Origin of the sequence: Pseudomonas crudilactis, assembly GCF_013433315.1 — a bacterium.
In the GTDB taxonomy this organism is placed as follows: Bacteria; Pseudomonadota; Gammaproteobacteria; order Pseudomonadales; family Pseudomonadaceae; genus Aquipseudomonas; species Aquipseudomonas crudilactis.
This window is the reverse complement of sequence record NZ_WXVV01000019.1, coordinates 47,720-62,075: the sequence shown is the minus strand read 5'-3', so window position 1 is coordinate 62,075 and position 14,356 is coordinate 47,720. Positions and strand designations below refer to the sequence as shown.

The 14,356-nt window shown below is 60.4% G+C and carries 9 protein-coding genes; 2 read left to right on the top strand and 7 right to left on the bottom strand.

What is annotated here, in order from left to right; genetic code table 11:
- Window positions 1–149 precede the first annotated feature (149 nt).
- Window positions 150–815, bottom strand: coding sequence for a DsbA family oxidoreductase (locus tag GTU76_RS20310; protein WP_016986626.1), 666 nt, complete (start codon window positions 813–815; stop codon window positions 150–152).
- Between the two features lie 177 nt (window positions 816–992).
- The gene (locus GTU76_RS20305) at window positions 993–2,027 is read right to left on the bottom strand and encodes an alpha/beta fold hydrolase (RefSeq protein WP_175553311.1); all 1,035 of its coding nucleotides are present in this window, start codon (window positions 2,025–2,027) and stop codon (window positions 993–995) included.
- 207 nt (window positions 2,028–2,234) lie between these two features.
- On the opposite strand from GTU76_RS20305, the gene GTU76_RS20300 reads away from it, so the two are divergent.
- A complete protein-coding gene (locus GTU76_RS20300) occupies window positions 2,235–7,793 on the top strand; it encodes a hypothetical protein (protein WP_246376092.1) in 5,559 nt (1,852 codons plus the stop codon).
- Between the two features lie 63 nt (window positions 7,794–7,856).
- Here GTU76_RS20300 and metE read toward each other — a convergent pair whose 3' ends face one another.
- Window positions 7,857–10,169 (bottom strand): 5-methyltetrahydropteroyltriglutamate--homocysteine S-methyltransferase, encoded by a 2,313-nt coding sequence (gene metE / locus GTU76_RS20295; protein WP_180699438.1) that lies wholly within the window; start codon window positions 10,167–10,169, stop codon window positions 7,857–7,859.
- Between the two features lie 112 nt (window positions 10,170–10,281).
- On the opposite strand from metE, the gene metR reads away from it, so the two are divergent.
- Entirely contained in the window at window positions 10,282–11,199 is a 918-nt protein-coding gene (metR, locus tag GTU76_RS20290) for a transcriptional regulator MetR (RefSeq protein WP_016984735.1), read from the top strand.
- Window positions 11,200–11,309: 110 nt separating this feature from the next.
- Here the strand turns inward: metR and GTU76_RS20285 are convergent, their stop codons facing one another.
- The 4 genes from GTU76_RS20285 to nosR all read right to left on the bottom strand — a co-directional run bounded on the left by GTU76_RS20285 (window position 11,310) and on the right by nosR (window position 14,335).
- Window positions 11,310–11,807: a GNAT family N-acetyltransferase gene (locus GTU76_RS20285; RefSeq protein WP_016984734.1), complete on the bottom strand. Its 498-nt coding sequence runs from the start codon at window positions 11,805–11,807 to the stop codon at window positions 11,310–11,312.
- Between the two features lie 2 nt (window positions 11,808–11,809).
- A complete protein-coding gene (locus GTU76_RS20280; protein ID WP_016984733.1) occupies window positions 11,810–12,448 on the bottom strand; it encodes a LysE family translocator in 639 nt (212 codons plus the stop codon).
- Between the two features lie 23 nt (window positions 12,449–12,471).
- The gene (locus GTU76_RS20275; RefSeq protein WP_016984732.1) at window positions 12,472–12,906 is read right to left on the bottom strand and encodes an NUDIX hydrolase; all 435 of its coding nucleotides are present in this window, start codon (window positions 12,904–12,906) and stop codon (window positions 12,472–12,474) included.
- A 67-nt stretch (window positions 12,907–12,973) separates the two neighbouring features.
- Entirely contained in the window at window positions 12,974–14,335 is a 1,362-nt protein-coding gene (gene nosR, locus GTU76_RS20270; RefSeq protein WP_180699437.1) for a response regulator c-di-GMP phosphodiesterase, NosR family, read from the bottom strand.
- Window positions 14,336–14,356 lie beyond the last annotated feature (21 nt).

Genomic DNA, 14,356 nt, shown 5'->3' with positions numbered 1-14,356 from the left:
CCGCAGTGTCTCGCGTCCGACATCGACCTGAAAAACCGAGTCGATTATGGATTCGGTACAACACGCTCAGGTCGGCGTATCACTCCAACAACCCCCCAATCAGTCCCCTCTCCCTCTGGGAGAGGGCTAGGGTGAGGGGCTTTTGCTCTTCAGTTGACGGTACCGCCCTTGGACTCCGCCATAATCTGCCGAATCGCCCCGACAAACGTTTCCACCGGTTGCCCACCCGTCACCGCATACTGCCCGTTGAACACTACCGTCGGCACCGAACTCACCCCACGCTGTAGCCACTGCTGCTCTTCTTCGCGCACCTCATCGGCAAACTCGTCGGACGCCAGAACGGCCTCGGCCCGCTGGCGATCCAGGCCGACGTTTTCCGCAATCTGCACCAGTTGCCGGTGATCCGACGGATTGCCGCCATCACTGAAATACGCCTTGAACAGCGCCTCTTTCAACGGTAGCTGCACACCTTCAAGCCCCGCCCAATGCAGCAAGCGGTGTGCATCAAAGGTGTTGTAGATGCGGCTGTTGCCATCGGTGCGAAAGGCAAAACCCAATTCAGCACCACGGGCACGAATGGCTTCGCGATTCTTCTGCGACTGCTCCGGCGTCGAGCCGTATTTCTCTTGAATATGCTCGGTGATGTTTTGCCCTTCGGCGCCCATCTTCGGATTCAGCTCAAACGGCTGGAAACGGATCTCGGCCTGCACTTCGTTGCGCAGGATCTCCAACGCTTCGAGCAAGCCATACAAACCGACGACGCACCAAGGGCAGGACACGTCGCTGACAAAGTCGATTTTCAGAGCGGAACTCATCAAATACCTCGCAGGGGAAATCGTGCGGAAAAGTTTGCACGATACACCTGCTCCAGATTTTTTGGTGACCATAACGGCCCCTTCGCGAGCAGGCTCGCTACCACCCTTGGAATGCGTTCTCCTGTGGGGGCGAGCCTGCTCGCGAAGAGGCCCGCTCAGACAACACAAAGACCTCGGTTACAGCAGATTCCCGCCCACCGCCGGCTCAATCTGCGCCCAGTGCGAAGTGTCTTCACGATGCGCCTGCAAATACGGCAACACCGCCGCCAGTAACGGCTCTTTGAACGCTTCCTGAAAACGATGCGCCAGGCCAGGAATCAACTTCAACTGGCTGCCACGAATATGCGCCGCCAGATGGACACCGTGCATCACAGGCAACAATGGATCTGCCGTGCCATGCACCACCAGCGTCGGCACACGCAATTGGTTGAGCAAGGCCACCCGACTTGGCTCGGCGAGGATCGCCATGATCTGACGCTTCACACCTTCCGGGTTGAACGCTCGGTCATACGACAGCGCCGCCTGATGCAGCAAGGCCTGGCGATCATCGGTAACCGCCGGGCTGCCCAGTGCCGCCAGCAGATCAGCCTGTTGCTCCAGCGCCACCTGACGATTCGGTGCACCGCGTCGCGATAAAAGCTGCACTAGCGCCGCACTCGGTGCCGGCAAACCTTCGGCGCCAGAGGTGGTCATGATCAACGTCAGGCTCTCGACCCGCTGCGGCGCCATGGCCGCCATGTGTTGGGCGATCATCCCGCCCATGCTCGCGCCCAGGACGTGGAACTGCTCGATGTGCAACGCGTCCATCAAACCCAGTGCGTCGTCGGCCATGTCCGTCAGGCTGTACGGTGCCGCTACCGGCAGACCGAGCTTGTAGCGCAGCACTTCGAACGTCAGATTGGCTTCCACCGGCGCCTGACGCCAGGTTGACAGGCCGACATCGCGGTTGTCATAGCGAATCACCCGAAAGCCTTGCTGACATAGCGCGACCACCACTTCGTCCGGCCAGTGGATCAACTGCCCACCCAGGCCCATGACCAGTAACAACGCAGGATCCGACGCACGACCGATGCTCTGGTAAGCCAGGCTCACCTGTGGCAGGTCGGCATGCTCGGTCGGCACATTCACATCGCAGCGCGCCGCCGCCCATGCCGACGATCCGAAAAAAATCGCGGCCAACAAAGCCGCGACCGATAAAAAACCCTTAGCCATGAAAAACACCGAAACGCAGAACCCCAGTAGAGCGCGAGTCTGATGAAGTTTGTACAAGTGCGCTGCCACAGTTCGATGACAGTTTGATGAAGAGTGCCGAGCGGTCGTGCAGCGATAACTATGTACCGCCATGGGTTCGCGGGTTTTCAGTTCAATGGTGGCGTCAAGAAGCGGATCCGCCGCTTCACAACTCGAGCCATCGTTGCCATGCCCGACCGTTTTTTGTCCGAACTCTTAGATCCCGGCCCGACGGCCTCATCGTCCTGGGCTCATCTGCCCGGCAATCCTGACACCGCGCTGGCGCTGAGTGCCGCGAACCGATGGCGCGACAGTAGCCAGGCACTGCGTGAACTGGTCGCCGGGGTGCCGACCACTCGAGAGGCCCTCACTCGGTTGCTCGAGCAGAAGCTGGATCTGGGCGAGCCTGATATCGGTTTCCACTTTGCGGCGACCCCGCAACGTCCCGAACATTTCATGGCGATTGTGCAGGCCTGTGCCTTCGCTTTTCAGCAGCCGTTACCGGCGGACACGCTTGACCAGCAATGCCGTGTGACCGGCCTGCCCGCCAGCCATCGACTGTTTGCCCTCACGCCATTGCAATTGCTTGAACGGCTCAAGGGTCTGGACCTGGTCAAGGCGCTGGACGAGGACTGGAATCAATATTGGCAGGCGCGGGCACCCGGTACTCCGGTATCGCGGCGCGAACGCGCCAACCAACTGTATCGCCAGCATTTCGAGGCGACCGTCCTGAGCGCCGTTGCCCAGCGTCGTGTGACGGCTGAACAGCGCATTTCGCTGTTCGCGTTGATGGATGCGACCAGCCATGAGGCGACGGTCACCTGTGAACAGGTTTCGCTGGTGCTGAGCAACGGCAGCAAAGTGAAATTCCCTGCGGCCTGGGTCATCAGCTTTGGTGACCAGCCGCCATTGCACTGGCTGTACCTGCCGCTGCGCCCCGAAGCATTCAAAGGTTTTACCCAACGCAGCGACCTTGAGGCCTGGATGTCCGCTCAGTCGCTGATTCCCAGCGGTTTGCCGCAAACCGGTCTGAGCTTTGAATACGCCCGTAGAGACTTGCCACTGTCCACCGGCATGAGCGACCTGCTGACGCACTTTCGCCAGGCTCGAGTCGATGCCCTGCGTAACGGTAGCGCGGGCAAGTCCGGATTCGCCGAACACGCCAGCAACGCCCTTGATTTCGCCGACCGCGCAGATCGCCAGCGCCAAACCGCTGCCGTGTTCGGTTCCCCCGCCATTACTGACGCCGTCATGGTCGAGGACGCTGAACAGTCGCTGTTCGGCAGTCTTTATGCCGACATTCCCTTGGCCCTGCGTCAGGCCGCTCTCAATCGCCAGCGTGATGCCCTGGAAGCGCGACTGGGTGCATCGGGCGACAGCGCCGCCCTGCAATCGATCGAGACGTTGCAACTGACGCTGGAAACCGCCGAGCAAGCAGCAGACAACGCCGCAATAGCCCTGTTGGGGCGCACACGGCCCCTTGACCTGCTGACGTTTAATCGTCAGTTCACCGCTTTGCATCAGGCGCACAAGACCGGCCTGCAAGCCGAAGCCGACTTGCAACGAGAGCTTGAACAGATCAGCAGCGAAGACCACCAACTGCTCAAGGTTCTGCTCGACCCTGCCACCGCCCTGCACAGCGACTGCGTGGCGGCCAGCCTGGAGCTTTCAATGGGCGAACCGGCTGACGGCAGCATGAATGAGACCCTCAACGGTCCGTTTGTCATGACCCGCGCCGCTACGTTGCTCGACCGGACGTCGCCCCACAGCCTGTTGCTTTACTGGCCCGGCACAGGTGGCGGACTGCAGCACTTTGCCAATCGTCAGGCGCTGGAAAGCCAGATGTTCGCGATTACCGAGCCGGCCACCTCGCTGACCCTGCGCTTGAAAAAAATCAGTGGTGACCCACTGCATTTCGCGCTGGATCAACTGACCAGTGAGTTCGAAGTGCAGGCCGGCGAAATCCGTGCGCGCTATCCCGAGTCGACAGCGCCCTCCGAGCGCGGCAGCCAACTACAGGCCTTGGGTACACGCTTCAGGGGCCTGCTGCAGGTGCCATTACACGCCGCACGAAACCTGGCTTTTACCCACCTGCTGGAGCAGCACCGCAGCGGCACGCTGGCTACCCTTCTGCCGGCCTGGCAACGCAAGATGTCCACTGACGAGCGCAGTCACCTGAAGGCACAGATACAGGCCTACATCACTGCCATGCACCGCAGCCACTCGTTGCTGACGCTGGCCGTGCCGCCGCGTGATGACTTCACCCGTCAGCATCTGTACCAACGCCTGCGTGAGGACTTCTCGGTTGAGGGGACCTTCTCGGTGCTGATCGATCTGCCGGACTCAGCCAGGCTGCAAAAGCAACTGAGCGATGGCTCCACCATGACCACCCCGCAAAAACTGGTGGCGGTCCCCAGCGCAACTCGCAGCAAGATCCCCCTTGAAGAGCTGGCGCAATCGAACATCGACAACACCCCCTCCATGCGCCTGGGATCGGAGTCCTTGCGCCTGCTGTTCATGAAGGTCGAGGTCAACGCTGCCAATGACCACACACGAGAAGCCTTGAAAAGCGGCATTACCCATGAATACCTGCGCACGATCCTGCCGGATATGGACTTGCCCAAAGCCTACGAGCAAACGATCCGTGACGCCTTCATGGGCGGGCCCGGCGAAGCCACATTCGTACGCGAACATCGCCGCGAATGCCTGCTCGAACCATGGCAACTGATGCTCAAGATGCAGGGCGAATGCGCACGCCTGCAACAGCGGATCAACGACCACGAGTGGCAAATATTCAACATCGCCATTACCGCCGACACCACACAGGCCTGGAACAACGGCACCAGGCGCATTGTGTTGTTGCCGGCCTTCCTCAGAGCCGGTGGCAACGACACGCCCAATCAAGGTCCCGTGACGTTGTCCGGTGTAACCTTTATCCAGGAGCAGATCAGCGGGACAACCTTGCTGTATTTGCCGGACGGTCCCGACGACCAGGTCTTGCGTCGTTACGACAGTCTGGAAGATGCCCGCATCGCACTGTTCAGACTGTGCCAGCAAGACTCATGGATCAGCTATCTGTCCGGCCGGGCCCTGCAGGGTGATGTGCGCGCCCATGCACTGCGCCTCGGTCAGGCGATCGAGAAGAAAAATAACGCCATGATTGGTGTCGGCATACCGTGGCCTTCAACCACGTCATTGACCCAGCACCTGCTCAACGTCCACATGGGACGGCTGATCGAGGCGCATCGGGGCACGTCGCGCTCCAACGATGCGCTATACATGGAGCGCTATGCGCTCAAGGGGCCCAGGGCCTTCAACTACTTGAAAATGGCGCTGGGATTACTGCCCCTCATCGGCACCGCGTTTGCCCTTTACGATGCCTGGAGCAGCGCCAATCAGGCCGTGGCGGCCTTTTTGCGCGGCGATGTGGGGGATGGCCTGGCGGAGGTTGAGTCCGTACTGTTGTCACTGATCGACGCGGCCATGGACCTGCTGCCGGGCGAAGCGGCGGTCTCGGCGGTGTCCCGAACGGCCCGCTCGCTGACCCGTGCCCGCCAACTGCGCACGCTGGCACGAAGCGCCGGCGCACTGCATGTGCCCAGTCGACGTCAGGCGCAGAATCTGGCGGCGCGCTTCTCCGGCTACGAATACGAAAAGCCGATTTCGCTGTCCGGGCAGGAACCTGCCGCCGATGGGCCCTATCGCGGCATCTACCGGCATGCCGACGGCGACTTCATCCTGAGTCACGGGCGGATCTTCGAAGTTCACCGCAACCATAAAGCCGACGAATGGCGTTTACGCGGCACAAGTACCAAGACCTATAAACAACCCATTGCTCTGGATGAAAACGGGCAGTGGGATACCTGGTTCGGCGTCTACGGCACCGCTGTCGGCGGGTTGCCTGGTGGCGGAAATGTCGCCGGGTATCTGGTCGATACCGCTGATTCATTCTGGCCGCAGGCGATCCGGCAGCGATTGCCTCGCTGGTTGGTGGCCAGTGACACGGCTCGTCAGCTGCGCTTGACCCGCGAAGCCGACAACCTGGCCGATCAGCTCCAGGCCAGGGGCGTGGCGAGCGATGCCGCTATCAACCGCTATGGCAGTGCCTCGCCGCAGGACAGGCGGGCCAGGTTGCCGGCGTCCGAAGCCGCCTGTGCCGGCGATATCCAGCTGGCTACCCGACAATACGAAAAACTGGCGGAGTTGACGCCCCTGACCAAGGGCAACAAAAAACGAACCCTGCTCGAAATACAAAGCAAGTGCGCCTCGTTGCTGACCGATCGCTACTGGCGCCGCGCCTACCACCTCTCCCAAAGCAGCGTCGATGTGATCAACCGGATTGACGAGCTGATGCAGGCGCTCGACAACCTGCCGAGCGATACGCTCGTCCAGCAGTTGGAAATGCTCGAAGGCATTCGCTCATTGCGTGTCGATTACCTGCGTCAGCTCAATCAAATGGAACAGCTCAAGGCCGATGCCAATTACTGGTATGAACGCATCCGCGTCAAAGCGCACAAAGAAACCAGAACAGCACTGATCGAAGACATCAACACCAAGCACAGTTATGCCAACCTGCTGTATCTGAAAACCGGGCAACGCCTGGAAATCATCAAGCGACATGGCCGAACCGACGATGTTTCCTGGTTTTACCTGATGGAGCAGGCTCACGAGCTTCGTGCCAATGTCGATCGGGCCCTGTACACGCAATACAACCTGCGCAACAGCAACGCGAGCCGGGTTCAGCGCAGTCAGATTCTGCAGAACTGCGTTGAGCTGTACACCCGCTTCCTTCGCGAGATGAAGATCTGGACCTCCACGTATCCGCAACACTTTCACCTGGAGGAAGTGCCGGCGTTGCTGAGCGGGATCGAATGGCTCGCGGATCGGGCCCGCAAAGGCATCATCGAAGAGCCCGCGCCCGTGCCGGTAGGGCAGGCGGTACCAAGCGTGTTCACCACCGCCGACAACCAACTGCTGCACGGTGCCGAACGCTGGGAACCGACAACGCACAAACATCAATACGTTTCGACCACGCGCGGCGGCTACGAGGAAGTCTGGGAGCAAGGCAGCGATGGCAGCTACCGACTGTTGAACCCGCGAAACACAGAGCCACCGGCCCCCGCATCAATCAGCCTGGCCGCGTTAATGGTCGATGCGCAACGGCGCCTGGATGCCCAGACGGATTACCAGATCAGGGTCGAGTCCTACGCCGAGCAGGACATGCTGCCGGTCGACCTTCAGCACATGATGGACAGCGAAGCGACCGAGCTCAATCGGCGCGCCGCCCGCATCGAGACGCTGGCAGCGCAAAACCCGATCATTGCGCAGTTGCGCAACAAGGCCAGCGAACTGACCCTTACCGGCCGGGCTCTGCGTACCCGCCAATCGCTGACCAGCCAAAGACCCACCGATGGCATGCTCGAAGACCTGATCACGCAGAAGGCCGTGGAGATCCGTAAGACCAGTCCGCTGAAAAACCTCGGCAAACGCCACGGCCGCACTGATTACCTGCAAGAGTATGAGATCTGGGATGTAACGCTGTCGCCGGCAGAGCTGCTTTGGTATGCCCACTTCCATTACCGCAGCGCGACCCGAACGTTCAGGGGTTTCGAGAAAGCCCATTTGAAACTGCCTGGCCACCGCTTCCTGACCCATGCGGACGACGCCACCCTGCCCTATGCCGATATTGGCACGCAGTCGGCGGTGCTTGTGCACTTCGAGGCGATCCTGGCTAACGAAGCGATCTAAACCCTGGCTCATCAACCACTAAAAAAGCCAGCCTCACTCGTGAGGCTGGCTTTTTTGCAGGCGTTAGGCCAACTGACTGCGCAACTGCCGCGCCGCCGCCACCATGTTGACCAATGCCGCCTCCGTCTCCGGCCATGCCCGAGTCTTCAAGCCGCAATCGGGGTTGACCCACAGTCGCCCGGCTGGAATCCGTTTGACCGCTTTGCTCATCAGCTTGACCATCTCGGCAGTGTCCGGCACCCGTGGCGAGTGGATGTCATAGACGCCGGGGCCGATGTCGTTCGGGTAGTCGAACGCCTCGAACGCATCGAGCAGCTCCATGTCCGAACGCGAGGTTTCAATGGTGATGACGTCGGCGTCCATGTCGGCAATCGCCTTGATCACGTCGTTGAATTCGCTGTAGCACATGTGGGTGTGGATCTGAGTGTCGTCCTTGACACCGGATGCCGTCAGGCGGAACGCCTCGACCGCCCAGTCCAGGTATTCCTGCCATTGCGCGCGGCGCAGAGGCAAGCCTTCGCGGAACGCGGCTTCGTCGATCTGCACGATCTTGATTCCGGCGCGTTCCAGATCCACCACTTCGTCACGCAGGGCCAGCGCCAGTTGTTGCGCCTGGACTTGGCGCGAGACGTCTTCGCGGGGGAACGACCACATCAGCATGGTCACAGGGCCGGTGAGCATGCCTTTCATGACCTTCTCGGTCAGGCTCTGTGCGTAGGTGATCCAGTCCACCGTCATCGCCTGCGGACGGCTCAGGTCACCGTAAATCACTGCCGGTTTGACACAGCGCGAACCGTAGCTTTGCACCCAGCCGAACCGGGTGAACAGGTAACCATCGAGCTGTTCGGCGAAATACTCGACCATGTCGTTGCGCTCGGCTTCACCATGCACCAGCACGTCCAGCCCCAGACGTTCCTGCACCTGTACGGCGTGGCGGATTTCACTGCGCATGGCGTCGTGGTAATCGTTGGCCGACAGCTTGCCCTGCCTGAACGCCTGACGCGCCAGACGGATGGAACCGGTCTGCGGGAACGAGCCAATGGTTGTGGTCGGAAACGTCGGCAATTGCAGACGCGCCTGTTGTTGGGCGATGCGTGTGGCAAACGGTGAATGACGCTGACTGTCACTGGCATTGACTGCGTTGATGCGGGCCTGCACCTGGGCTTTATGAATGCGTGGCGATTGCGCACGGTTGCGCGCAATGGTGCGACTGGCCTGCAGCGCGGTGCGTACGGTGGCCGCTTGCGGATCATTCAGCGCATCACGCAGAACGGCGATCTCGCCGCACTTCTGCACGGCAAAGGCCAGCCAGCTTTTCAGTTCCGGATCGAGTTTGTATTCACGCTCGACATCCACCGGGCTGTGCAGCAACGAACAGGAACTGCTGACCCACAGGTTGTCGCCGAACCGCTCTTGCGCCGGTTGCAATTGCGCCAGCGCCTGCTCCAGTTCGCAGCGCCAGACGTTGCGCCCATTGACCAGACCGACCGAGAGAATCTTGTAAGCAGGCAGACGATCAAGCACCTGCCCCAATTGCTCCGGCGCCCGCACCGCGTCGATATGCAGCCCCTGCACCGGCAGACCTACAGCCAGGCCGAGGTTGTCTTCAAGGCCACTGAAATACGTCGCTACCAGTTTTTTCAACGGCGAGTACTGCAGGATGTGATAGGCGCGTTCAAAGGCATTTTTCCATGCCTGAGGCAGGTCCAGGGTGAGGATCGGCTCGTCGATCTGCACCCATTCCACGCCTTGCCCGGCAAGACGAACAAGGATTTCGTTGTAGACCGGCAGCAAGCGCTCAAGCAGCTCGAGTTTGTCGAAATCTTCGCCTTTCGCCTTGCCCAGCCACAGGTAAGTCAGCGGGCCGATGATCACCGGTTTGACGTTGTGGCCCAGCGCCCTGGCTTCTTCGACTTCGTCGAACAACTGCTCCCAACTCAGCTTGAACTGTTGGTCAGCACTGAACTCCGGGACCAGGTAGTGGTAGTTGGTGTCGAACCATTTGGTCAGCTCTTGCGCATATTGCGTCTGGCCGTGCTCGCCACCGCAGCACCTGGTCGTCGCGCCTCGGGCCATGGCGAACAGGGTGTCGAGGCTCGGCTGACCATGCTCGTCGCGCACGCTGGCGAAACGCTCAGGGATCACGCCGAAGGTCAGCGAGTGGGTCAGCACCTGGTCATACCAGGCGAAGTCGCCGACCGGCAGCAAATCGATGCCCGCATCCTTTTGCAATTGCCAGTGAGTGGCGCGCAGATCACGGCCGACCTTGTTCAAGGCAGCCTGATCGAGATCGCCTTTCCAGAAGGCTTCGAGGGTTTTTTTCAGTTCGCGGTCGGCGCCAATGCGCGGGAAACCAAGGGTGTGGGCCACGGCCATGTCGAATGTGCTCCATTGAGTAAAAGATGGCGCCATTGTCGACAGCCAAGCCAACATGAGACAAACTCAACCTTTTCGTGTTGATCACAAGTTTTACTCATGGAGCCAATCGGTGCTTGAAATACGTCACCTGAAAACACTGCACGCACTGCGCGAAGCCGACAGTCTGGTGGATGCTGCCGACCGTTTGCACCTGACCCAATCGGCGCTGTCCCACCAGTTCAAGGAACTGGAAGAGCGCATGGGCATGCAATTGTTCGTGCGCAAAACCAAACCGGTACGTTTCACCAGCGCCGGTCTGCGTCTGTTGCAACTGGCCGACGCGACACTGCCACTGCTGCGCGCCGCCGAACGTGACATCGCTCGACTGGCCGGTGGCACCGCCGGTCGTTTGCACATGGCCATCGAATGCCACAGCTGTTTCCAGTGGCTGATGCCAACCATCGACCAGTTCCGCGATGCCTGGCCGGAGGTTGAACTCGACCTCGCTTCGGGTTTCTCTTTCGCACCGCTGCCGGCCCTGGCCCGTGGCGACCTGGATCTGGTGGTGACCTCCGACCCACTGGAAATCGCCGGCATTACCTATGTACCGCTGTTCACCTACGAAGCGATGCTGGCAGTGGCCAACCAGCATGCACTGGCAAGCAAACCGTACATCGTTCCCGAAGATTTGCTGACGGAAACATTGATCACCTACCCGGTGGAACGTGACCGTCTCGACATCTTCACGCGCTTCCTGGAACCAGCCGACATCGAGCCGGCGCAGGTGCGCACCTCAGAACTGACGGTGATGATGATGCAACTGGTCGCCAGCGGCCGTGGCGTCTGCGGCATGCCGCACTGGGCACTGCACGAATACAGCTCGCGCGGTTATGTGAAGGGCAAACGCTTGGGGGAAAAAGGCTTGTTTGCAACGTTGTACGCGGCGATCCGCACCGACATGCTCGATGCACCGTACATGCGCGATTTTCTGCTGACAGCGAAGGACACGTCGTTCTCGACCCTTGATGGTGTCAGCGCGGTTCGCTGAGTCACATGTGGGAGCGAGCCTGCTCGCGAAAGCGATGTATCAGACACACAAATAGTGACTGTCAGATTGCCTTCGCGAGCAGGCTCGCTCCCACAGGGATCAGCGCAATATCAGAGTTGACGCCACATGTGGATCTTGTCGAAATAGTCTTCGCCCACCCGCACTGCCAGCGGTTCGAGGCCGAACTGGATAAAGCCGCAGCGCTGGTAGAGATTGAACGCGGCTTCATTGCCAGCCGTGACGGTCAATTGGATGAGTTTTAACGCCGGATGGGTTTGCGCCTCCGCAATGGCCGCTTGCACCAGTTCGAAGCCCAGACCTTGCTGACGAAAACCGGCCGAGACATACATGCCGAACAGGGTCGCCTTATGGCGGGCCTTTTCACGCGGTTCGAAGGCCAGGCCAACGATACCGGCCAGCGCTCCGGCGTCGAAGGCACCGAGCACCACGTCGAGCTTGCCGGTCAGACGCCCTTCCCACCAACTCAGCGGCATCACCGCACGCTCGCGTACGCTGGAGGTGAAGGCCTGCGGATGACGGTCATAGGCTTCAAGCATCAGTTCCCGGTAGGCCAGCGCATGGCTGGCGTCCAGCCGTTCGATCCACATGTTCAGGCCGTCCTGCGTTGCTCAAGCATCAGCCGTACGGCGAGGCCGCCGAGGACAAAGCCCATGAAGTAACGCTGCAACGCCAGCCATGTCGGGTTACGCACGAACCACGACGCTATGCCCGCCGCGAACAACGCGATCAGCAGGTTGACGCTGAAACTGACACTGATCTGCGTCAGGCCGAGGAGGATGCTTTGCATGAATACGGAACCGTGCTCAGGCGTGATGAACTGCGGAAACACCGAGAGGTAAAACACCGCAATTTTTGGGTTCAGTGCGCTGGTGAGAAAGCCCATGGTGATCAGCTTGCGCGACGAGTCCGGCGGCAATTGCTGCGCCTCGAACGGCGAGCGCGCGCCAGGTTTTACCGCTTGCCAGGCCAGCCACAGCAGGTACAGCGCACCGGCCCATTTCAACACTTCATAGGCCATCGGCACCGCGAGAAACACCGCGGTCAACCCGGCCGCCGCGGCAAACATATGCACAAAGAAACCAGCGACCACGCCCAATAACGAGATGATCCCGGCCTTGCGTCCCTGACAGATCGAACGCGAGATCAGGTAGATCATGTTCGGCCCCGGTGTCAGCACCATCAACAAGGCTGCAGCGGCGAAGATCAGCAAGTCTTGAAGCGGGATCATGGCAAAGTCCTTTGCGTGGATGATCAGGCGATGGCCGTCAATGACTGGCGATAAAACGGCAGGATCAGGTCGCGTGTCAATGGCGCCAGCTCGACGACTGGATCAGTGGCAGGATCGACCCAGATCACCTCTTCGATTTCCGCTGCCGGCATGACTTCAGTATCGATCGTCAATTGAAAGATCTGCGCCTGAACGACAAACCCCGGTTCGTTGGCGGCAGGCGCCGAGAACTGCCCGAGAAATGCAGCCTGCGCCGGGTCGATCTGCAAACCCAGCTCTTCTTCCAGCTCACGCGCCAGTGCGTGCACCGGCAACTCGTGCGCTTCGATCTTGCCGCCCGGTTGCATGAACGCCGTGGTGCCGCGCTTGCGCACCAACAGAGTCTGGCCTGCGGGATCGAGCACCAGCGCGGCGGCGATACGAATGAGGTTTGCAGAGACAACGGATGCAGAGGTCATGGGTCAGCCACCGGCCTGGAAAAACCGCAAGGATCCCATGCCCGGCCCAATGACGTCACCTCACCGATCATTCGCCCAGCGCCTTGAGCGTGGCTTCAACCTCCTCCGGCACCTTGACGAAAATCGTGTACTTGCCACCCTCCATGGCTTCGAACGCAATCAGTTTTTCCACCAGCAGCGCACTGAGCACCTTGCCGGCGTTGAGCAGTAGCATGCCGTTATCGGCATTGAGGTTGCGCGCCAGAATCATCCCCGCCGCCAGATCCCGAGTGGAGAGCACCTTGACCGACGGATCGGCCAGCGTCACGTCGCTGAGGAACGCCGCGCACACCAGAATGAAGTCTTCGACCAGATCGGGATCGTATAAACGCCCGGCGTACTGGCGCAGGTACAACAGCGCTTCATCGCTGTTCATCTGCCGCTCGAGGATCAGCCCGCGCTGCAACTCGACGAAATCCACCGCCAGTTTCAGCAAGCGTGAGCCGAACGGAATGCCCTCGCCCTTGAGCCGGTCGGGAAAGCCGCTGCCGTCCCAGCGCTCCTGATGATGCAGGATCAGACGCGCCGCATCCTTCATCGGGTCCAGGGTCATGAGCAACGATTCGCTCTGCTTCGGATAACCGCGATAGCGCTCGCGTTCGGTATGGCGCAGCAGATCCGAGGGCGTGGTCATCATCGCGTCGGTCCAGCTCAGCTTGCCGACGTTGTACAGCGCTGCCGCCATGGTCAGGTCGCGGCTGGTGGCCTCGTCCAGCCCGTGCTGTTTGCAGTAGCTGCGCACCAGTTCGATGATCTGCCGGTTGGTCTGCTTGGCAGGTGGCAAGCGCAGATTGGCCAGCAGCGAAAACACTTCGGTGCCGGTGACATAGCTGTGTTTGAGCTCTTCGTACGCCAGATCGAGCATGTCGGCGGTTTGCTGCAGTTCGGCGGTGCGCGCCGCGACATGCTTTTCCAGGGTGCTGTTGAGCAGTCTGAGCTGCTCGTTCTGCACCTGGTTCAAGCGTTCCAGACGCTCGCGCTCCTGCTCGGAATGCTGGTGTTCGAGGGACTGGCGCAGAATCAGCTGCAACTCTTCGTCATTCCACGGTTTGCTGATGTAACGGTGAATCTGCCCGTCATTGATGGCTTTGATGATCGCCGCCGGGTCGGCATAGCCAGTGAGCATGATCCGCGCAGTCGCCGGATAGCGCTCACGGACATGCGCCAGCAACGACGCACCGTCCATGCCCGGCATGCGCGCATCGCTCACCACCAGATTCACCGGCTGCTGCGCGAGGATCTCCAGCGCCTGGACGCCGCTGGTGGCCAACAGCAGATCGTAGGGTTGGCCGCGTAACAGACGACGCAGGCTGTTGAGGATCGATTCCTCGTCATCGACCAGCAGCACTGTGGGTCGATGCGCCGGCATCGGCGCGGATAGCTCTTCCATGGCATGGCCTCAGCAAACAGG